Raw genomic sequence first — 19,613 nt, 5'->3', positions numbered from 1 at the left:
ATCAGTCTTTCTAGGGTGAAAAAATAATCGTTTTCTGGTTGTGTTCTGTTCAAAATTTTCTTGAATATAAAAGTTAATTCTTATACAAATCTTAATGAAAAATTAAAAAAATCTTAATTTTGTATTTTTCTATTAAAACCCTTTAATTTTGCATAAAAATAGATTTTTGAAGAAGGTATAATGATTGATTATTTATACATTTTATTTTATTAAATTTTTGATTTTTATTAATTATTTTTTATTTTAAGAAATGACTCAATATTTTTGAGTTAAATTATTAACGACCAATAATTTTGTAAATTACAGAATAATATAATCATTTTTTCATATTTTTTTGAAATATTTTTAATTAAAGAAATTTTTAAGATTTCCCACCTAAAGTCAGACGGTGTTTTTTATAAAAATTCTTAAATTATTCGTGTGAGGCATTTTATGTTCATGGTCAACCAGCATTACTATACAGATCACACTGTACCTTGGCATATTTTATGTGACTTTGATGGGACAATCAGCTTAAAAGATACGACGGACTATTTGCTTGAAACTTATGCAAAAGCTGGTTGGGAAGAAATTGAGGAAGAGTGGGAGCAAGGCAAAATTGGTTCCAAAGTCTGTATGCAAAAACAAATTGAGCTATTAGATGTCTCTATTGATGAGTTGCAGCAATGTCTTGACCAAATTGAAATTGACCTCGGCTTTATTGAATTAGTAAAGATTACTGCCCAGTATAAAATTCCGTTGACGATTGTAAGTGATGGGCTTGATTTTGTTATTCGTCATATTCTAAAAAAATATAATTTGGAACATTTGCCTGTAATTGCAAACCATCTCGTTCAGACAGGTGAGAGATCATGGCGACTCGAGTTTCCAAATCAAGAAGCGAGCTGCATAAGTCAAAGTGGAACTTGCAAATGTAAGATTGCAAATCAGAAACCTCAAAATCAAATTATTTTGATTGGAGATGGGCGTTCAGACTATTGTCTAGCCGGAAATGCAGATTATGTTTTTGCAAAAAAATCTTTGATAGACCATTGTAGAGAAAACCATATTTTCCATACAAAGTTTGAAAACTTTGTAGAAATTTATCAACCCTTGGCTAAGCTATTAAGCAGTGATTTTGGAATAGATACTCCAGTGACGGTGATTACATGATAAAAGACAACTCATTTTTTTTATCGGGGAACCGAACTGGTATTTTACTCATTCATGGTTTGACGGGTACGCCAAATGAAATGAGAGGAATTGCACGTGTACTTCATCAGGCTGGCTATAGTGTATATGGCGTGCAGTTGGCTGGACACTGTGGTGATGTCGAAGATTTGGTAAATAGCCGATGGGAAGACTGGTTTAATAGTGTAGTTGCAGCCGCAGAAAAGCTAAGAGAGCATACAGATCAGCTATTTGTGGCAGGCTTATCGATGGGATCTTTATTGGCATTAAAGTATGCCTCAGCTTATCCTGTCGATGGTGTAATTGCCTATAGTCCAACCTTTCAATACGATGGCTGGAGCATTCCTTTATGGTCAAAAGTGCTTGCGCCTATTGTTTTGCCGAGTGTTCATTATTTAAATATCTGTCGTAATAATACCTTTGACGAAGCTGAACCATACGGAATCAAAAATGAGGTATTACGTTCGCGTATTGTTCAGGCTATGAATAGCGGTGAAAGTAGTGAAGCAGGTTTACCGGGAAACCCGTGGCATTCATTGTTCCAGTTACAGCGTCTTTCGCGTAATGTTCGTAAAAACCTCTCAAATATTACGGCTCCATGTCTGTTATTACATGCCTATGACGATGATATTGCTCACCGAAGAAATAGTGAGTTAATTTATGCCAAAGTGAAGGGTCCTAAGACCTTAATCTGGCTTTATAACAGCTATCACATGATCACGATTGATAATGACCGTAAACAAGTCATTGAAGAATCCATTCGATTTATTGAACAATACCAACATCCAAAAAAGCAGTCAGAGCATCCATCAACTCATCACGAACGTAAAACTTCACCTGAAAAAATTGGTGAGCTTTTATGAATATTGTGGTGTTCAGTGTATGGATGCTAACCATTTTGATTGATACTGTTGGGCAGTTGGCTTTTAAGGCCGCTGCTCATGAAAGTAAAACCAATGAAGGGCTTGAGCATTGGTGGTTCATGGCGAAACGTCCATGGATATGGCTCGGTATTTTTTGCTATATCTTTGAGTTTGTCGTTTGGCTTGCTTTCCTCTCGTTAGTTCCACTCTCTATTGGGGTCATGTTAGGCTGTATCAACATTGTTGTGATTATGCTTGCTGGGCGCTTATTCTTTAATGAAAAACTAACTCGAAATCGCTTAATTGGTGTAGTTCTGATTGCGGTCGGTGTCACTATTGTTGGGATTGGGGCATGAAAAAATTTTATATTATTGGTTTTTTAATATTAATGCTCTTCGATACTTTGGCTCAAATCAGTTTTAAGTTAGCTTCCATTCATGCGATGCCTTTAACTTTTGATGTAGATTGGCTATTCCGAGTTTTTGGACATCCCTGGATTTATGGGGCTTTTATTGGATATATAGGTGCCTTTTTTATCTGGATGAACTTATTAAAGCATGCGCCTATTGGGCCGGCTTTTGCAGCTTCACATTTAGAACTCATCACGGTGATGTTTTTGTCGATTTGGCTGTTTAATGAACCGCTAACATTTACAAAAGTTACTGGCGCTATTCTTATTTTTGCAGGTGTTTGCTTCTTGGCTAAAGACGAAGAAGAGAGCCATAGTCATGAAGAAGTCGCCACAAAATAAAATATATGTATTCTTTTAAAGCGATTATCTTTACAGCCACTGACTTTGTGAAAGTGAGTGGCTCATAAAAGATTGTTTTAGCCAAATTATTTACCTCTTTTTAATTACTTTTAACGTACTTACCTCAACAGTCTTAAAGCAGCTATCATTTAGGTTGATATTTCATAATCAAAAAACGATATAGAGACTTTAAAATGAAAAAGCTTGTAATGACTTTAGCTGTTTTGATTCCGCTCTCAAGTTATAGCTTAGCCAATGACTCGACGGGTTACGTCGGAACAGGTGGCATTCAGTATTTAAAAAACTCTCAAGTTGCCATGCAAAGTGAAGATTTATTTATAAGTAAAAAGATAATTAGAGTTGATTATCTATATAAAAATTTAAGTAATAAGGATGTCACTGAAACTATTTTATTTCCGCTACCACGTGTAGATAACTTTTTTGAAGCAGATTTTGCAAATACTGAAGCACTTTTAAAGAGCTTTAAAATTGTAGTGGATGGCCAAAATATAAAACCTGAAATGCATGTTAGAACGTTTATTCAAAAAGATGAAAAATCTCCTTTAATGGATGTAACTGAAGAGTTTAAGCAATGCGGTTTTACTGAAAAAGATATGCTCAATCCATGGACGCGCAACAATAATAATTATGACGATTATGTAGACAAACTAAAACAATGTAATAAACCACGAATGCAGAAAATTTTAGCCCAATTTGAAAAAGATGATGTAATCCCGTGGTCATCTCAAGTCATTTATAGCTGGAAGCAAACTTTTAAAGCAAATGGTTTGACTAAAATTCATCATGAATATAAACCTTTGGTCGGCGGTTCTGTTGCGCTTTATCCAGATGAAGATAGCAAGCAATTTTGCATGGATAAACAATTTAAGCAGGGCCTTAAAAAAGCTCAGGCAGAACATTCGCCGTTTAGTGCTTTAGGTTATATTTTGACGACAGGGGCTAACTGGGCAAAGCCTATTGAAAACTTTAAGTTAACGATTGAACGTGATAAAGGCGAACTAGTGTCATTTTGTTGGGATGGTAAAGTCAATAAAATTAGTCCAACTCAATTTCAAATGACTAAAACCAAGTTTGTACCAAAACAAGACTTAGACGTTATTTTTGTTCATCTGCCATAAGCTCATACAAACTTTAATCTGTATAAAATTGCATCACTTTTGATAGTGTGTCATAACCTAACTATGGCGCACAATAACAAGAGGATGCCGTATGTTGCTCAAGGGAAAAGTAGCAGTAATTTTTGGAGGCAGTGGCGCGATTGGAACTGCAATTGCGCAGGTTTTTCTTCGTGAAGGAGCACATGTTTATTTATGCGCAAGAGATTTAAATAAACTGCAAAACATTGCGATACAACTGCAAAAATACGAAGGCGCGGTACATACCGTCAGTGTCGATGTGCTAGATAGCCAAGCAATCAGTGAGGTAGTTGCTCAAATTGCTCAAGCGACGAGTGGTTTAGATATCGTCATCAATGCGACCAGTTTTATTCATAATCAAGGCAAAGAAATTCTAGAGTTAAACCTTGATGAGTTTGTCGGGGGAATAAATCCATTTCTTACAGCACAGTTTAATATCTCTAAAGCTGTGGTTCCTTATATGGGCGGTAAGCGCGGCGGAACCATCATTTCAATTGTGGCGCCTTCAGCACGAATGGCGATACCGGGACATTTAGGGCACATTATGGGCTGTGCTGGTATTGAGGCATTTATTAAAGCGCTCGCCAGTGAGCTAGGCCCTAAGAATATACGGGTACTCGGTGTGCGTTCACATGCAATAGTTGATGCTGTTCAAGCGGGTTCTTATACACGTGAATTGTTTGAGTCTAAAGCACAGGCAATGGGACTCAGCATAGGGCAATGGCTTGAGGGTCCTGCTCAGAGCACTATGCTAAAACGACTACCGACACTTTCACAAGTTGCAGAAACCGTTGCTTTTCTTGCCTCAGAACATGCGAACTCAATGACCGCAACGGTTGTAAACATGACGGCTAGTGCAATAATCGATTAGCGTAGTTTATTTTTAATCCAATAATCTAAACTAAAGTAACGACCACCTCCAAGTACAAGCAGGGCAAGTAGCATAATCATATAGGTCGAGGCAAATTCAATTCCGTTATTTAAAATAACAAACGAACCGCTCGATGTAAGCCAGTCATAGTTGCCATAGTTCTGTAAAATCTCTCGAGCTTTATCTAACTTTTCAGCGGAAGCCAATACTTGCATGTTGGCAAAGGGTGCATGCGGGTCTGCAATTGCTTGCCATCCATTTGGGAGGTGTACCGTAAATATTGCAACTAACATGGTAATAATAAGAGGAATACTAATTAAACGGGTAAATAAACCTAATGTTAAAAGTATGGCACCTGCTAGTTCAGTTGACGTTGCAAGCATAGCCATTAAATAGGGAAAAGGAAGGCCCAATCCTCCATCTGAGCTACCGAACCATTCTACAATGTCATTGAAGTGCATCAGTTTATTTGTGCCCGCCATCCAAAATATGGGGACTAGGTACAATCGAAGAGCAAGTGCGGCAATGCCATCAATATGTTGTAAAGACTTACCGAGGTTTTGATAATATCTAGATAAGCCATAAATAAAGTTCTTCATGTTAATTTCACATCCAATGCGATTGAATAATAATTAGTCGGATGGAAACTGTATTTCTTACATAAAAATTTTTTTTATTTACGGTGTAATAAAAAGGGATTTAGTCCGTCTAACTTTATGTACATGTGTACAAACCGAGAAATTAGCATTAAAGGAATACGAAAATGAACAAACTCAACTCAATGACTTCAGTGGCAGCATTATTAGCACTTTCAGTTGCGGGTGCTACGCAAGTGGCTGTAGCAGCAACCAATACAACAACCGAAGTACATGCAACCAAAGCAGCCGATGGTAAATGTGGTGAGGCGAAATGCGGAGCCAACAAAATGAAAAAACACGAAAAGTCTGCTGAAGCAAAATGTGGAGCAAATAAAAAAGCAGCAGATGGTAAATGCGGAGCAACTAAAAAAGCAGCGGACGGCAAGTGCGGGGCAGATAAAAAAGTTGCTGATGGCAAGTGTGGCGCCAAGTAAACAATCTAATCATGGATGATGTCGGCCTTCTAGTAAGTGTCGGCATCATTTCCAAAAGGAGTAATCACCATGATGGAGTTGAATGGTGTGGGGCTTGGTTTGAGACGTGACTTTATAGATTCGTTTCTAGCTGCAAAAACATATCCGGACTTTATCGAAGTTGCCCCAGAAAACTGGTTAGGTTTTGGTGGTCGACATGCAAAACTACTTGCACAGTGTGCTGAAAAAGCGCCATTAATTTGTCACGGCTTGTCATTATCTATTGGAGGGCCGCATCCACTTAATCTCGAATTTATAGGTAAAATAAAAAGCTTTTTAGAACAATATGATGTACCAATTTATTCTGAACATTTAAGTTATACAAATGACGGCGGCTATTTATACGATTTGTTGCCCATACCGATGACAGAAGCCGCTGTTAAATATGTGGCTGAACGTATTTTACGTGTGCAGGATATTTTAGGAAAAAGATTAGTTATAGAGAATGTTTCTACTTATTTAATGCCGAATGCCGAAATGAGTGAAGCTGAATTTATCCGTGAAGTGATTCAACATGCAGACTGTGATTTGCTCCTTGATGTAAATAATGTCTATGTCAACAGTATCAATCATGGTAGCGATGCATTTGGTTTTATCCAGAAAATGCCAAAAGAAAGAATCCGTTATTTACATATTGCTGGGCATGAAAAAGTTCAGAAGAACTTATTAATCGATACCCATGGGGCAGAAGTTTGTGACCGTGTTTGGGAGCTATTGAGATATACCTATCAAGTGTGTGGAGTAAAACCGACTTTATTAGAACGCGACTTTAATATTCCATCATGGCAAGAATTAGAAGAGGAACTCGCCAAAATTAAACTCATTCAACAACAGGAGAGTGGCTATGAAGGGAAATCAAATATCCTTCCAAACCATGCAACGACAGTTTTGTGAATGGATTCGTGATCCTGATTTGGAAATACCTCAAGCACTTCCTGCTCAACGAATGCAAATTTATCGGGACTTGCTTTTTAATAATGTCAGCTCATTTATTGAGTTAGTTTATCCGGTAGCTCGTGCGATGTTGCCAGAATTAAAGTGGCAACAATTACTGTTAGAGTTCTTTCAAAAAGCTAAGAGCCGCTCACCTTTATATAATGATATTTCTTTAGAATTTAGAGAGTATTTAACAGAGCAACAGCATCCGATATTGCAAGAATACCCTTGGCTGGCTGAATTATTGCAGTTTGAATGGCTTGAACTGTATTTAGATACTGTCGAAATTGAAAATGATGTTTTTCACGAAAATTGTGCTTGGCAGTTAACCACTAAAGTATGGGTACTGGTTTATCAATATCCCGTTTATACGTGGACGACTTTGATGACGCCAGAACAAGTTGAACTTGCACCAGGTGCAATAATGGTCTGGCGCGATCAACAAGATAAAGTATGTATTGAACAGCTTTCACCTTTGTTTGCTATGCTGATTGAACAGTTAACGAAAAATATAGCGTTAACTGACCATGATATTTTCACACTCATTTATTCTGTACTTACTGACTTGTCTGAACCTGAAATTTATCTGCAAATTCAAGAACTCAAAAACCTCTTAACTCGACTACAATTAATTCAAACTCCCCATGATTTTAAAGAGGTACAAGGATGACTTCAGCTGCGGCATCACATCATGACGATCTAGGGGATCAACTGCATAGCCCAGCCTTTTTACAAGATTTAAGGCAGCAAATGATTAAATTTGCTTTTTTACAGTTGTCCTCACTTCCGCAAGCTGAAGATGTGGTGCAAGAAGCATTAACGAGCGCTTTTCAACATTTAGATTCATTTAAAGGGCGAGCTGCGTTCAAAACATGGGTATTTTCTATTTTAAAAAATAAAATTATTGATGTACTTCGGCAAAAGTCGCGCTTAGTTGCCATGTCTGAATTATTTAAAGACGAGGAAAGTGAACTCAGTGTTGATGAATTATTTGATGCTTCAGGACACTGGCATAAATATGAAGCACCTCAAGCATGGCAAAGCCCTGAAGAAATGATAGAGCAGTCAGATTTTTGGATAATTTTTGAAGCCTGTTTAGATCATTTGCCTGCCAAATATGCTCAAGTTTTTATGATGAGAGAGGTGATAGAGCTGAGTTCTAATGAGATTTGTAGCAAGTTAGAGTTATCTATTTCCAACTTTAATGTGTTGATGTATCGAAGCCGTACTCGATTACGCGAATGCTTAGAAAATAAATGGTTATTGAAGGAGGATTGTTCATGTTGACATGTCGACAAGCCACTCAACTTTTGTCTGAGAAACAAGATAGACCTTTGTTTTTACGTGAGCAAAGTAGTTTGCAATTACATTTATTGGCATGCCGATCATGCCGTCGTTATGCAAAACAGATCAAAACAATTAGTCAGCTTTCTAAAGCATTTAAAAATTTGAATGGCTAACTTTAGTTAAAAATTTATTTATTGCTAGCCTTAACACGCTAAAAGCTCCCATACTATAAAAGTAAAGGAATTTTTAAGACAGGATGAAACGTGAATTTAAAGAATCTTGAAGCATTTTATTGGGTTGTGACTTTAAATAGCTTCAATAAGGCCGCGACTAAATTACAAACGACACAGCCTGCGGTATCTCAAAAAATCACATCTCTTGAAAATGAATTAGGTTTTAAAGTTTTAGACCGAAGCTTGCGACAGTTTAAATTGACCCATAAAGGCAGAACATTATTTAAATATGCCGAAAAGTTTATGCGTTTAGAAACCGATCTGGTCGCAGAGCTTACTGAAAATCAGCATCTCACAGGAACTATACGTTTAGGCGTTTCCGAAACGATTGTGTATACATGGCTAGTCGAATATATCGAAAAAGTTCAACAAGAGTTCCCAAAAGTTTCAGTCGAAATTGTGGTGGATCTGACACCTAACTTACAAGAAGGGGTACGTACTGGGGACTTGGACATGGCCTTTTTACTCGGGCCAACGTTGGCTTTTGAGTGTATTGAACAAGCACTTTGTGATTTCGAGTTAAGTTTTTTGGCTTCACCTTCATTTAAAGGTGGAATTGGACAAATGTCTTTTAAAACCTTGATGTCACATACCATTTTAACCTATCCAAAAATTACCTACCCCTATAAAGAATTAAAGGCAAGAATGAAAGAAAAAGGGATTGATGAACCACTATCAATTACTAGCTATTCTTTAGCGACTTTATTGCGTCTTGCCGAGCAAGGCTTAGGTATTGCGGTAGTGCCAACTTTAACGGCGTTAAAGGAAATTACCGACGGGCGTCTAGAAATATTAAATACACCTATTCGCTTAAAAACCTTTCATTTTACGTCTATTTATATTCACGGTAACGATGTTGCCTTGAAAGAAAAATTAACCGAGGTTGCTGTTAAAGTCTCGGCGAGTGCTATGAAAAGGCTTAATGAGCAAATCAAAAAATAAGCTGTTTTTTGAGTATCATTTATTCTTATTCTTCCTTGTTTAAAAAAGCTGTTTTATATGTAAAACCATAAAAACAGCTTATGTACATCGATAAGTAAAATTTATCCTGTATTTTGGTTTGAATATAAAACTATAAAAATCAATTATTTAAAATTTTAAATTTCTGTAAAAAGTCTTATTGTTCGTAGGGATTAGCTATGTTTTTATTTTAGACACAAGATTTGATCACCGATTGTGTTGATTGGGGAATAGGGAATCTTTGTCATTTTAAAGGATTAAAGAATATCGTTTAGGACAAAAATGGTGTTCTTGATTCAACTTGAAAATAGCGTTGTTAAGCTCAAATGGATGAGGAACGCATTAATATGTCTTTACTGAAATCTTCTTTTTTATCAGATCGCCAATGGGCCATTGTTGCCTCAATCTTTATGATGGCGACCTCTGCAATGGGGCCAGGATTTTTAACCCAAACTGCTGTATTTACAGTTAAGTTAGGTGCGGCATTTGGCTTTGCCATTTTAGTTTCTATTCTGATTGATTATGTCGTCCAACAAAATATTTGGCGAGTGGTGACACTTACCCAGATGCGTGCATCTGATATTGCCAATAAAGCCTTACCGGGTAGTGGTTATTTACTGGCGTTTCTGGTGATTTTGGGTGGCTTTTTCTTTAGTGTCGGTAATATTGCAGGTGCAGCTTTAGGTTTAAATGCACTTTTTGGTCTAGATACAAAGTGGGGCGGTATTTTAAGTGGGGCGTTAGCGATTTTAATTTTTGCTTCCAAAAAAGCAACGCTTGCCATGGATAAAAGTATGATCGTGTTGGGTCTGCTTAAAATCCTGCTGATTATTATTGTTGCCGTCATTGTGATGCCTCCAGTTGGTCAAGCTGTACATCAGACATTTGCTCCAGATCATATCGACTTTGCCATTATTACCACTATTGTGGGTGGTACAGTGGGTGGCTATATCTGTTATGCGGGTGCGCACCGTTTACTCGATAAAGGTGCTGTTGGCCCTGAAAATATTAATGAAGTTGCTAAAGCTGCAACCAAAGGCATTGTTGTAGTTGGCATCATGCGTTATGTGCTGTTTTTAGCGTTCTTAGGTGTGGTGGTGAGCGGTGCCCATATTGATTTAGCCAGCCATGACGCCAATCCGGCAGCCCAAGCATTTCAATATGCAGCAGGTACATTCGGTTTTAAATTATTTGGTTTAATTTTCTGGGCCGCGGGTATTAGCAGTACGATTGGTGCCGCATATACTTCGGTTTCATTCTTTACCGCCTTTAAAAAGAATTTAACGCCAAAACAAACCAACTATACGACCATTACCTTTATCGCATTGGCTTTATTGCTCTATGTGTTATTGGGTGCAACTCCGGCAGGTCTACTCATTTTTGTGGGTGGTTTTAACGGATTAGTGTTGCCAATTGGCCTTACAATTTTTGTGTATGTCGCAGCGTGCCGTAAAGATTTAATGGGTAATTATAACTATCCAAAATGGTTACTTATTTTGGGTGGATTAACATGTTTGTTGACGTGGTGGATGGGTTATATGTCATTTACGACAGTGTTTAACTATTTGACCAAACTTTAAGCCAGACGACATGAATTGATAAAGGAATAATACCATGTTTGTAGATTTAAATAGTGATTTGGGTGAAAGCTTTGGCTCATGGAAAATGGGTAATGATGACCAGATTTTACCTGTCGTGACCAGTGCCAACATTGCTTGTGGTTTTCATGCTGGTGACCCGCTCGGCATTTTAAAAACGGTTCGTAAAGCAGTTGAACTTGGCGTGACCATAGGTGCTCATGTGTCTTACCCAGACCTTGTAGGCTTTGGTCGCCGTAATATGGATTTGTCACGTGACGAACTTATTGCAGATGTGCTTTACCAAATTTCTGCGCTTGATGGTTTAGCAAAGGTGGCAGGCTCAAAAGTGCAGTACGTTAAACCACACGGTGCGCTCTACAACACCATTGCCCATGACCAAGCTCAGGCAGCCGCAGTAATTGATGCCATTAAAATGTATAACCCTGAACTCGTACTAGTTGCTTTAGCTGGGTCGAACTTAGTCGAACAGGCACGAGCTGCGGGTTTAAAAGTTGTGTCCGAAGCATTTGCAGACCGTGCTTATAACAGCGATGGTTCATTGGTTTCCCGCCGTTTAGAAGGTGCGGTTTTACACGACTCGGCATTTGTTGCGAGCCGTGTGGTGTCTATGCTTAAAAATGGTGGGGTCGAGTCAATTGATGGTGTATTTACCCCAATTCAGGCCGACACGATTTGTCTACACGGCGATACCGACGGCGCACTAGAAATGTCAGCAGCCATTAAAGCCGAGCTTGTAAAAAACAATATTGAAATTCGCCCATTTGTAAATAAAGCATAAGGAAGAGCGCAATGTATAAGGATATTAAAGTCGACCCAGCTCAGCTTGAAGCCGCATTACATGCACGTTTAAAAATCCGTGCAGGTTTCGATAAACCAACGGCGGGCATGGCTGCGGGTATGACGCAGGTCAACATGATTTCAGTGCCAAGAGATTGGGCATATGATTTTTTGCTCTATGCACACCGTAACCCGCAAAGCTGCCCAGTGCTTGATGTGCTCGAAGAGGGCATTTATGCAACTAAGCTTGCCGCAGACTCAGACATTCGAACCGACTTCCCACGTTATCGCATTTGGAAAGATGGGGAAATGGTCGATGAAGTGACCGATGCAAGAGAAATTTATAATGCTCATCCTGATTTGGTGACTTTCTTAATTGGTTGTAGCTTTTCGTTTGAAACAGCTTTGCAAGAAGCGGGTATTGAAGTTCGTCATATTCATGACGATACCAATGTTCCGATGTATTTGAGCAATATAGAGTGCGAACCGGCAGGGCGTATTTCAGGAAATATGGTGGTTTCCATGCGACCAATTCCATCTCATCAAATTAGTGAAGCAGTAAAAATCACTGCACGTATGCCAAGTGTACATGGGGCACCTGTACATATCGGGCACCCTGAAAGCTTAGGTATTAAGGATGTAAATAAGCCTGACTTTGGTGATGCTTCCCGTATTGAAGCGGGTGAAATTCCTGTGTTTTGGGCATGTGGGGTAACACCGCAAGCAGCAGTCATGAACTCGAAAATTCCTTTTGCCATTAGTCATGCACCGGGCTACATGTTTATTACCGATATTCCTGACCGTGCTTGGATGGGCTAAATAGCTAAAGAAGAATTAAAAGGATAAGCAAATGCGTTTTTTATCGGTAAACGCCGATTGTTTTCTAATTGAGCTTGCGAGCTTAGAGGAAACTTTGGCGTTGTACAATAAATTGCAAAATACGCAATTGAATGGAATTAAAGACTTAGTCCCCGCTGCAAAAACAATTTTGGTTTTTTTTAATGAGATAGAAACCAATTTTAAAACGCTAGTTGCTTCAATTCAGAGCCTCAAAGTTGATTCTGGATTTGAGCGTAGCGGCCAAGAAGTGATTGTGCCGATTCGTTATGATGGCGAAGACCTTGCTCAGGTTGCCGAGTTGCAAGGGCTGTCCATTGCCGATGTGATTAGAAAACATCACCAAAGCGTGTGGAATGTGGCTTTTATTGGTTTTGCGCCGGGCTTTGCGTATATGAGTAGTCCCGATAAGCCTTTTACTGATATTCCGCGCTTAACGGTTCCACGTAAAAAAATACCGTCAGGCTCTTTGGGTTTGGCTGGAAAATACTCTGGTATTTACCCAAAAGACAGTCCAGGTGGTTGGCAGCTGATTGGTACAACAACAGAAAAAATGTGGGATTTAGAGCGTAAAAATCCTGCATTGCTGTTACCGGGCATGACTGTACATTTTGAAGATGTTACGCATCGTCCGACCACTGTGACTGTACCGAAGCAAATCACGCGTACAGTTGAGCCGAAACAATCTGTGCCACTATTTACGATTACTGCGCCAAGTTTACAAATGCTTATTCAAGACGAAGGGCGCCTAAACCAGACCAATATTGGTGTTGGCGTGGCTGGTGCAATGGATTTATCTGCCATGCATAGTGCCAACCGTATTGTGGGTAACCCAACCGATGCACCCGTCATTGAAGTTTTAAATGGTGGGCTAAAAGCCAAAATGCAGCATGCGGGTGTTATTGCGGTGGCAGGCGCGATCTCAAACATTCGAGTGAAATTTACCGATGGTCAAACCGCAGACTTTGCAAGCTATCAGCCGATTGATTTGGATGAAGGCGATGAGTTTCAAATTCAACCCCCAACAGCAGGCTTAAGAAACTATCTGGCAGTTCGCGGTGGTATAGACGTTGAACCAGTACTCAATAGTGCCTCGTTTGACAGCTTGGCGGTGTTAGGGCCAGAGCCTTTAAAGCTTGGAGATACCATTTACCAAGGACAGGTGAAGGCAGCCAACATTAGTGTAAATGAAGTGGGCAAAAGCGATTTGCCAAAAGTTGGTGAAATGGTTGAGCTAGATATTGTAATGGGGCCACGCACAGACTGGTTCGAACAAGACAGTATTGAACTGCTCTGTCAGCAAGAATGGCTCGTGACCAATGAAAGCAACCGAGTTGGGCTCAGACTTTCAGGTGAACAGCCCCTAACTCGCAAAATTACCCATGAACTGGAAAGTGAAGGCACTTGCATTGGCGCTTTGCAAATTCCACCGAGTGGTCAGCCCGTTTTGTTTATGAATGATCATCCTTTAACGGGCGGATATCCGGTCATTGCCTCTGTTGCTAAACACCATTGGGACTTGGTGGCACAGATTCCGGCAGGTTGCCACATCAAATTTAAAAAAATTGCCGAATTTACAGATTTTGAGAATGAATGATGAATACAGAAAAATTATTGATTGCTAATCGTGGTGAAATTGCTGTTCGTATTATCCATGCTTGCCGTGATATGGGACTTTCATCGGTCGCGTTATATGCAGATGACGACATTGGTAGCATGCATGTCGAACTTGCAGATGAAGCATGGGGCTTGGCTGGTGCGACCGCCAGTGAAACCTATTTAAATATTCCTGCTATTATTGAAGTTGCAAAAAAATCGAAAGCAACGATGGTGCATCCGGGTTACGGCTTTTTATCTGAGCGTGCTGAGTTTGCTCAAGCCGTGATTGATGCAGGCTTAAAATGGGTAGGGCCATCTCCAAGTGCGATTGAAAAACTAGGCGATAAAATCGAAGCGCGTAAAATTGCTGCTTCGGTGGGTGCGCCGTTAGTTCAGGGTACGCAAGACCCACTCAACAATGCAGTTGAAGCTTTAGAGTTTGCCAAGCAGTTTGGTTTGCCGATTGCCATTAAAGCCGCATTTGGTGGTGGTGGCCGTGGCTTAAAAGTCGCGTGGAAACTCGAAGAAGTCAAAGAGCTTTATGAGTCGGCAGTACGTGAAGCAAAAGCTGCCTTTGGCCGTGGTGAATGTTTTGTCGAGCAATATTTAGATAAACCACGCCATGTAGAAGCGCAAGTCATAGCCGACCAACATGGCAATATTGTAGTGCTTGGTACACGTGATTGTTCGTTGCAACGCCGTAACCAAAAGTTAGTCGAAGAAGCGCCAGCGCCATTTATTAGCGATGAGATTTACCAGCAAATTTTAAGCTCGGCAAAAAATATTTGTCAGGCTGCAAACTATGTGGGTGCGGGAACCGTTGAGTACTTACTGAGTCGTGACGGTAAACTTTCATTCTTAGAAGTAAATACGCGCTTGCAAGTTGAACACCCAGTGACTGAAGAAACCTCAAAAGTCGATTTGGTAGTTGAACAAATTCGTGTTGCACAGGGCCATGAGCTTTCTATTAAAGAAACACCAAAAGCACAAGGTCATGCCATTGAGTTTCGTATAAATGCCGAAGACCCAGCTCGCGGGTTTATTCCAGCCTTTGGTGTGTTGAGTTTATTTGAAGCACCATTTGGTAATGGTGTACGCGTCGATACAGGTGTGCGCACTGGTTCTCTAGTGTCTAGTCACTTTGACTCACTCATGGCAAAACTGATTGTGACGGGTCCAACCCGAGAAGTTGCAATTGCTCGTGCTAAACGTGCTTTGAAGCAATTTAAAATTGAAGGTGTGGCTTCAGTTTTAGACTTCCACCGTGCGATACTTAATGAACCTGACTTTACAAATGAATTTAATGTACATACGCGTTGGATTGAAAATGACTTTAAGCAAGAGTTAAAGCCAACCAAACGTGGTATTCCAAACCATCAACAACCGATGTTACTCAGCTACATTGAAATTGATGGCAAGTTACACCGTTTAGGTTTACCTGCGGGTATGTTTGCACAAGGCCCAGTAACCGCAGCTCAAGCGCAGATTGCCGAGCCAGAAGTCAGTGCCGAGCATTTACTTGCGCCTATTAATGGTGTGATTAGCGCTTGGAAAGTTGAAAATGGTGAGCAAGTCACAGAAGGCCAAGTGGTTGCCATTATGGAAGCCATGAAAATGGAAGTTCAGGTACTTGCACACCGTAGTGGTGTTATTCAGATTAGTGCAGAGAAGGGTGCGACCTGCCATGCTGAAACCATGATTGCGAGCATTAATTAAAATTTGAATAGGTTATTTGGCCTGAGAATGTTTTTAGTTTGATCAGGTCAAAACGAGTGTTTATTAATTAACTCAATCAGGCATTTTTTAGGTTTTCATTAACCATTTTCAACTTGAAAGCCAGAACGGGTTATGAGATATTTGTCACAGATTGGTGGTATAAATATTAATCACTGTATTTGAAGCTCGCTTATGCGAGCTTTAATTTTTAGCCCAGTTTAAGCATTTCTCACTTAATGAACTGGCAGCATAAAAAAAATTTGAGAATTTGGCACTCACTCACAGGCGAATTGAAGAAAGCGAATGAAAATTCTACCTTCATCTGAATATGATCAAATTCTAAAATACAGTGTCTATTGGCTCGTCATATCAATTGTGATTGGAGTCGTTGCTGGGCTGGCATCCACTCTAATCTTTGTGGCTTTTGATATTTCAAACAAAGTCCGCAGTCTGCATCACTGGCTCATCTACTTTCTGCCTTTTGTAGGCTTTGGTATTGGTTATCTCATTAAAAAATATGGTTCGCCGATTGAACGGGGAACTCATTTACTCATAGATGAGATTCATCAACCCAAATCGTTTATTCCAAAACGAATGAGTCCTATCATTTTTATTACCTCAATTTTAACGCAGTTGTTTGGTGGTTCGGCAGGGCGTGAGGCGCCAGCGGTTCAGCTTTCAGGTGCCTTAATTGACCATTTAAGCTATATATTAAAAATCTCGGAAGACAACCGAAAAATCTGTTTAATCGCCAGTATTGGCGCGGGTTTTGCTGGGGTGTTTGGTCTGCCTTTGGCGGGTGCAATTTATGGTTTAGAAATTACCGCTTTAGGTAATTTAAGATACTCAGCTATTTTTCCATGTTTTGTGTCGGCGCTGATTGCATCGACCATTCCTGAGCTATTTGAAATTGTGCATCCGCACGTTTTTTATGTAATTAGCGAGTTTCCAGCCATTCATTTTGGCACACTCATGAGCTTAATTGCGGCAGGATTAGTTTTTGGTTTGGCTGCGCGCTTCTTTATTGCAGCCATTCACTTGGCAAGTGACCTCTTTTATAAATACATTCGTTATTTGCCATTAAGAACGATGGTCGGCGGTATTATTATTATGCTGCTTACGTTGTTCACTGCACATCAGCAGTACAACGGTTTAGGTACAGATAAAATTATTTCATCTTTTTATGTACCGATTGAGTTTTACGACTTTTTTAACAAGACTGTTTTTACAGCCATCACTTTAGGTTCGGGCTTTAAAGGTGGTGAAATTACGCCATTGTTCTATGTGGGTGCAACATTAGGGAATGCTTTAGGCGCAGTTTTAAACCTACCACTCTCATTACTTGCTGGCTTGGGTTTAGTAAGTCTGTTTTCAGGGGCGAGTAAGGCTCCGTTAACCTCAATTATTTTAGCTGTTGAGTTATTTGGAATGAATGTTGCGACTTATGCCATTATTACCTGTTTATTGGCAGCGCTATTTTCTGGAAATTGTGGGTTGTATCGCCGTAAAAAGTTGATGGATTAGAAAGGGTTTTAAATAGGCTTGATTATAATCTGGCCTATTTTTTATATTTAAATATGATAGTTTTATTTTAAAATTACGTTTAGTTTATTTTTTATATTAATAAATTTTTGCTATTATTCATTTTGAAAAAATTAGAATGGTACAAAAATGACAAGTCCTACTTTTTTAAGAGATCTTTCTTACGAACAATTACAAGATCTTTCAGAAAATGATATTCAACAGATTTTAAATGCAGAAAATTTATATTGGCAGAATAAGCCATTTACTAAATATTATATTGCAGTAAATGGTGCCAAAACAAAAAATGGTGGGCTTATTCGAGCTTCTGGACACCATTCAAAATTAAAAGGAATTTCATTAGCATTGGTGGGTGATGAAGCAATTTATGCAGATGGTACAACAGCAAAAATTATTACAGGTGCTGGTGAAGCTTTAACTATAGAAGGGCAATCAGTAGCTTTAATTGGTTCACGCTTAGATAATAATGATGAAATTATAGAGAGTCCAAATAAGTCAGTTTATATATGTATATATAATGATGGCCCAAAACCTCTAGATTTTTTAAATAATAAATAAATGGATAAGTAAGATGTCGAAAGGTTTTGCAATCCATAATGCTATTACTGATCATGGTGGAGTTGTTCCCTCAACTCAAATGATAAGTTCCCAAATGGGTAACTTATTTGTTCGTGCTGGGGATGGGCATGTTTGTCCTAAGTGTAGGTGTTGGTCTACAGTTATTAAAAGTCATGATCATGTGATTTTTGATGGAAAACCAGTTGCTTATGTAGGTGATAAACTATCCTGCGGAGCTACACTTTTACCTCAACAAAGCCATGTTGTTGGTGAGAGTGGTAGTCCATATTCTTCTTCATCAAAGACAACTGCACAGAATAATTTTGTCGAGGAAACAAAACATGAATATGGGCAAAGATTTCTATTACAGGATGAATTAACTGGATAGCCTTTAGCTACGGTATGTTATGAAATACATAAAAAAAATGGCAGTGTAGTTCACGGCACAACAGATAAAAATGGTTACACTGATTTAATAACAAGTAATGAGATGGAAGAAATCGAGTTAAGAATTATCTCTAAGGAGCATTCACATGGGTAATATTATTGCAACTTTCAGTGACAAATTAAAAAAACTAGATGGGGATATGAAGGCCAAAGCTTCAGTTATTAAACTTAATACTAAAAGACAACTAACCCCAGGTGAAATAGCAATGTCACGGTTAGTCTTTAAAGATGCAATTGATTATTCGAAAGTATGGATTCACATTGGTGGAATGATACATACTAAAACTGGTAATGCGATGACTCCAGCAGGGGAAATGTATTTGCCTAAAGATGATTATATACAAAATCCAGATTTTAGTGCAGCAAAAGGAAATGCACAACATTGGTTCATTCATGAAATGGTGCATGTATGGCAATATCAAATGGGTGTATCGAATGGTTGGTTGGGTCTTAAGCAATTATGTAAAGGCGGTTATACTTCACAAGTTAATTCTGCAGATTCTGGAAGCAATGAGTTAAAAGCTTATGATACAGATATAACTGGAAGAGATTTAAATAAAAAATTTAGCGATTTTAATTTTGAACAACAAGGACGGATTATTGAGTTATGGTTTGATGCTTGTTATTTACAAAATAATTTTCCGACTAGACCTCATCACCAAAAAAGTTTAAAACTTTTAGGGTATGTTGAGAGAATTTTAAGAGATTTCTTGCATAACCCTCATGATAAATCATTACTGCCGAAATCATAATTATGCGTAAAATAAAACTATCTCTAGCTTTAATCTTCACTATTTTAATGAATGTTGGATGTGCCCAACCGATTAGTCATGAGCTAAAAGCCATTGTTAAAAACAATGATTTATGCATCTATACTGATAATAAAAATACATATCTTGATCCAGATAATTATTTCATTGTCTTTGTTGGAGAATATAAGCCGACCCAAAAATTTGAAAGTATTTATGATAAAACTTATCAAGGTAAAGGTGTGAAATTTCCTATTAAATCAGAGGATTGTTTATCTATTCCCGCTTCAGTTTTTGAAGATAAAAAGGTATATGATATTAATTTAGAGTCTAATAAAAATTTCTCTAAGTTAATCTGTATATCTAAAAAGAAAAATATTTTAAGTGCTAAAGCCGTAAGTCCAGAAGATACGACATGTAATTAAACTTTTAAAATAAATCTATCTGA

General features: G+C 38.6%; 22 protein-coding genes and 1 pseudogene. 22 read left to right on the top strand and 1 reads right to left on the bottom strand.

Features of this window, described 5'->3' with window-relative positions:
* The first annotated feature begins 432 nt into the window (after window positions 1–432).
* From MKL35_RS15045 to MKL35_RS15020, 6 genes are all read left to right on the top strand, one after another.
* On the top strand, window positions 433–1,152 hold the full coding sequence (locus tag MKL35_RS15045) for an MtnX-like HAD-IB family phosphatase (protein WP_004709628.1): 720 nt from the start codon (window positions 433–435) through the stop codon (window positions 1,150–1,152).
* Window positions 1,149–2,033 carry an alpha/beta hydrolase gene (locus MKL35_RS15040; protein ID WP_004709626.1) on the top strand — a complete coding sequence of 295 codons (885 nt, stop codon included), beginning with the start codon at window positions 1,149–1,151 and terminating at the stop codon, window positions 2,031–2,033. Before MKL35_RS15045 ends, MKL35_RS15040 begins: the two co-directional genes overlap by 4 nt.
* Window positions 2,030–2,389: an EamA family transporter gene (locus tag MKL35_RS15035; protein ID WP_002048441.1), complete on the top strand. Its 360-nt coding sequence runs from the start codon at window positions 2,030–2,032 to the stop codon at window positions 2,387–2,389. Before MKL35_RS15040 ends, MKL35_RS15035 begins: the two co-directional genes overlap by 4 nt.
* Window positions 2,386–2,784, top strand: a complete 399-nt coding sequence (locus tag MKL35_RS15030) for a DMT family transporter (RefSeq protein WP_002048474.1) — start codon at window positions 2,386–2,388, stop codon at window positions 2,782–2,784. Before MKL35_RS15035 ends, MKL35_RS15030 begins: the two co-directional genes overlap by 4 nt.
* A gap of 194 nt (window positions 2,785–2,978) precedes the next feature.
* On the top strand, window positions 2,979–3,923 hold the full coding sequence (locus MKL35_RS15025; RefSeq protein ID WP_025467671.1) for a DUF4424 family protein: 945 nt from the start codon (window positions 2,979–2,981) through the stop codon (window positions 3,921–3,923).
* Window positions 3,924–4,014: 91 nt separating this feature from the next.
* Window positions 4,015–4,812: an SDR family NAD(P)-dependent oxidoreductase gene (locus MKL35_RS15020; RefSeq protein WP_270914011.1), complete on the top strand. Its 798-nt coding sequence runs from the start codon at window positions 4,015–4,017 to the stop codon at window positions 4,810–4,812.
* On the opposite strand, the gene MKL35_RS15015 is transcribed toward MKL35_RS15020, so the two are convergent.
* Window positions 4,809–5,411: an HvfX family Cu-binding RiPP maturation protein gene (locus MKL35_RS15015; RefSeq protein WP_032009775.1), complete on the bottom strand. Its 603-nt coding sequence runs from the start codon at window positions 5,409–5,411 to the stop codon at window positions 4,809–4,811. The genes MKL35_RS15020 and MKL35_RS15015 overlap by 4 nt on opposite strands.
* Window positions 5,412–5,575: 164 nt before the next feature.
* Between MKL35_RS15015 and MKL35_RS15010 the strand changes: the two genes are divergently transcribed.
* The 16 genes and pseudogenes from MKL35_RS15010 (at window position 5,576) to MKL35_RS14935 (ending at window position 19,590) form a co-directional block, all read left to right on the top strand.
* A complete protein-coding gene (locus tag MKL35_RS15010; RefSeq protein ID WP_002048443.1) occupies window positions 5,576–5,884 on the top strand; it encodes an HvfA family oxazolone/thioamide-modified RiPP metallophore in 309 nt (102 codons plus the stop codon).
* Between the two features lie 69 nt (window positions 5,885–5,953).
* Window positions 5,954–6,817: an HvfB family MNIO-type RiPP peptide maturase gene (locus MKL35_RS15005; protein WP_032009777.1), complete on the top strand. Its 864-nt coding sequence runs from the start codon at window positions 5,954–5,956 to the stop codon at window positions 6,815–6,817.
* Window positions 6,768–7,529 (top strand): HvfC family RiPP maturation protein, encoded by a 762-nt coding sequence (locus MKL35_RS15000; RefSeq protein WP_032009779.1) that lies wholly within the window; start codon window positions 6,768–6,770, stop codon window positions 7,527–7,529. Before MKL35_RS15005 ends, MKL35_RS15000 begins: the two co-directional genes overlap by 50 nt.
* Window positions 7,526–8,146, top strand: coding sequence for an RNA polymerase factor sigma-70 (locus tag MKL35_RS14995; protein WP_016804520.1), 621 nt, complete (start codon window positions 7,526–7,528; stop codon window positions 8,144–8,146). The genes MKL35_RS15000 and MKL35_RS14995 overlap by 4 nt, the downstream gene beginning before the upstream one ends.
* The gene (locus tag MKL35_RS14990) at window positions 8,140–8,319 is read left to right on the top strand and encodes a zf-HC2 domain-containing protein (RefSeq protein ID WP_032009783.1); all 180 of its coding nucleotides are present in this window, start codon (window positions 8,140–8,142) and stop codon (window positions 8,317–8,319) included. The genes MKL35_RS14995 and MKL35_RS14990 overlap by 7 nt, the downstream gene beginning before the upstream one ends.
* A gap of 90 nt (window positions 8,320–8,409) precedes the next feature.
* On the top strand, window positions 8,410–9,321 hold the full coding sequence (mumR, locus tag MKL35_RS14985) for a LysR family transcriptional regulator MumR (RefSeq protein ID WP_017393762.1): 912 nt from the start codon (window positions 8,410–8,412) through the stop codon (window positions 9,319–9,321).
* 344 nt (window positions 9,322–9,665) lie between these two features.
* Window positions 9,666–10,919 (top strand): NRAMP family divalent metal transporter, encoded by a 1,254-nt coding sequence (locus MKL35_RS14980; protein WP_079378129.1) that lies wholly within the window; start codon window positions 9,666–9,668, stop codon window positions 10,917–10,919.
* A 34-nt stretch (window positions 10,920–10,953) separates the two neighbouring features.
* Entirely contained in the window at window positions 10,954–11,718 is a 765-nt protein-coding gene (locus MKL35_RS14975) for a LamB/YcsF family protein (RefSeq protein WP_000496072.1), read from the top strand.
* An 11-nt stretch (window positions 11,719–11,729) separates the two neighbouring features.
* Window positions 11,730–12,536: a putative hydro-lyase gene (locus tag MKL35_RS14970; protein ID WP_000276208.1), complete on the top strand. Its 807-nt coding sequence runs from the start codon at window positions 11,730–11,732 to the stop codon at window positions 12,534–12,536.
* A 31-nt stretch (window positions 12,537–12,567) separates the two neighbouring features.
* Window positions 12,568–14,151, top strand: a complete 1,584-nt coding sequence (locus MKL35_RS14965) for an urea amidolyase family protein (protein ID WP_032009784.1) — start codon at window positions 12,568–12,570, stop codon at window positions 14,149–14,151.
* The gene (locus tag MKL35_RS14960) at window positions 14,151–15,869 is read left to right on the top strand and encodes an acetyl/propionyl/methylcrotonyl-CoA carboxylase subunit alpha (RefSeq protein ID WP_032009785.1); all 1,719 of its coding nucleotides are present in this window, start codon (window positions 14,151–14,153) and stop codon (window positions 15,867–15,869) included. The genes MKL35_RS14965 and MKL35_RS14960 overlap by 1 nt, the downstream gene beginning before the upstream one ends.
* A gap of 303 nt (window positions 15,870–16,172) precedes the next feature.
* Window positions 16,173–17,393: a chloride channel protein gene (locus MKL35_RS14955; protein WP_004887853.1), complete on the top strand. Its 1,221-nt coding sequence runs from the start codon at window positions 16,173–16,175 to the stop codon at window positions 17,391–17,393.
* Window positions 17,394–17,540: 147 nt separating this feature from the next.
* A complete protein-coding gene (locus MKL35_RS14950) occupies window positions 17,541–17,969 on the top strand; it encodes a PAAR domain-containing protein (RefSeq protein ID WP_032009787.1) in 429 nt (142 codons plus the stop codon).
* Between the two features lie 13 nt (window positions 17,970–17,982).
* A pseudogene (locus MKL35_RS14945) lies at window positions 17,983–18,510 on the top strand (PAAR domain-containing protein).
* Window positions 18,503–19,168: a hypothetical protein gene (locus MKL35_RS14940; RefSeq protein WP_032009789.1), complete on the top strand. Its 666-nt coding sequence runs from the start codon at window positions 18,503–18,505 to the stop codon at window positions 19,166–19,168. Before MKL35_RS14945 ends, MKL35_RS14940 begins: the two are co-directional and overlap by 8 nt.
* A gap of 2 nt (window positions 19,169–19,170) precedes the next feature.
* On the top strand, window positions 19,171–19,590 hold the full coding sequence (locus MKL35_RS14935; protein WP_032009791.1) for an NF045616 family extracytoplasmic (lipo)protein: 420 nt from the start codon (window positions 19,171–19,173) through the stop codon (window positions 19,588–19,590).
* Window positions 19,591–19,613 lie beyond the last annotated feature (23 nt).

Source organism: Acinetobacter sp. AOR41_HL (assembly GCF_027854645.1).
Lineage (GTDB): Bacteria > Pseudomonadota > Gammaproteobacteria > Pseudomonadales > Moraxellaceae > Acinetobacter > Acinetobacter nosocomialis.
This window is presented reverse-complemented; position numbering and strand designations above follow the sequence as displayed.

Coding starts and splice junctions, on each gene's coding strand:
- MKL35_RS15045 (WP_004709628.1), top strand. CDS start 433: ATGTTCATGGTCAACCAGCATTACTATACAGATCACACTGTACCTTGG.
- MKL35_RS15040 (WP_004709626.1), top strand. CDS start 1,149: ATGATAAAAGACAACTCATTTTTTTTATCGGGGAACCGAACTGGTATT.
- MKL35_RS15035 (WP_002048441.1), top strand. CDS start 2,030: ATGAATATTGTGGTGTTCAGTGTATGGATGCTAACCATTTTGATTGAT.
- MKL35_RS15030 (WP_002048474.1), top strand. CDS start 2,386: ATGAAAAAATTTTATATTATTGGTTTTTTAATATTAATGCTCTTCGAT.
- MKL35_RS15025 (WP_025467671.1), top strand. CDS start 2,979: ATGAAAAAGCTTGTAATGACTTTAGCTGTTTTGATTCCGCTCTCAAGT.
- MKL35_RS15020 (WP_270914011.1), top strand. CDS start 4,015: ATGTTGCTCAAGGGAAAAGTAGCAGTAATTTTTGGAGGCAGTGGCGCG.
- MKL35_RS15015 (WP_032009775.1), bottom strand. CDS start 5,411: ATGAAGAACTTTATTTATGGCTTATCTAGATATTATCAAAACCTCGGT.
- MKL35_RS15010 (WP_002048443.1), top strand. CDS start 5,576: ATGAACAAACTCAACTCAATGACTTCAGTGGCAGCATTATTAGCACTT.
- MKL35_RS15005 (WP_032009777.1), top strand. CDS start 5,954: ATGATGGAGTTGAATGGTGTGGGGCTTGGTTTGAGACGTGACTTTATA.
- MKL35_RS15000 (WP_032009779.1), top strand. CDS start 6,768: ATGAAGGGAAATCAAATATCCTTCCAAACCATGCAACGACAGTTTTGT.
- MKL35_RS14995 (WP_016804520.1), top strand. CDS start 7,526: ATGACTTCAGCTGCGGCATCACATCATGACGATCTAGGGGATCAACTG.
- MKL35_RS14990 (WP_032009783.1), top strand. CDS start 8,140: ATGTTGACATGTCGACAAGCCACTCAACTTTTGTCTGAGAAACAAGAT.
- MKL35_RS14980 (WP_079378129.1), top strand. CDS start 9,666: ATGGATGAGGAACGCATTAATATGTCTTTACTGAAATCTTCTTTTTTA.
- MKL35_RS14975 (WP_000496072.1), top strand. CDS start 10,954: ATGTTTGTAGATTTAAATAGTGATTTGGGTGAAAGCTTTGGCTCATGG.
- MKL35_RS14970 (WP_000276208.1), top strand. CDS start 11,730: ATGTATAAGGATATTAAAGTCGACCCAGCTCAGCTTGAAGCCGCATTA.
- MKL35_RS14965 (WP_032009784.1), top strand. CDS start 12,568: ATGCGTTTTTTATCGGTAAACGCCGATTGTTTTCTAATTGAGCTTGCG.
- MKL35_RS14960 (WP_032009785.1), top strand. CDS start 14,151: ATGAATACAGAAAAATTATTGATTGCTAATCGTGGTGAAATTGCTGTT.
- MKL35_RS14955 (WP_004887853.1), top strand. CDS start 16,173: ATGAAAATTCTACCTTCATCTGAATATGATCAAATTCTAAAATACAGT.
- MKL35_RS14950 (WP_032009787.1), top strand. CDS start 17,541: ATGACAAGTCCTACTTTTTTAAGAGATCTTTCTTACGAACAATTACAA.
- MKL35_RS14940 (WP_032009789.1), top strand. CDS start 18,503: ATGGGTAATATTATTGCAACTTTCAGTGACAAATTAAAAAAACTAGAT.
- MKL35_RS14935 (WP_032009791.1), top strand. CDS start 19,171: ATGCGTAAAATAAAACTATCTCTAGCTTTAATCTTCACTATTTTAATG.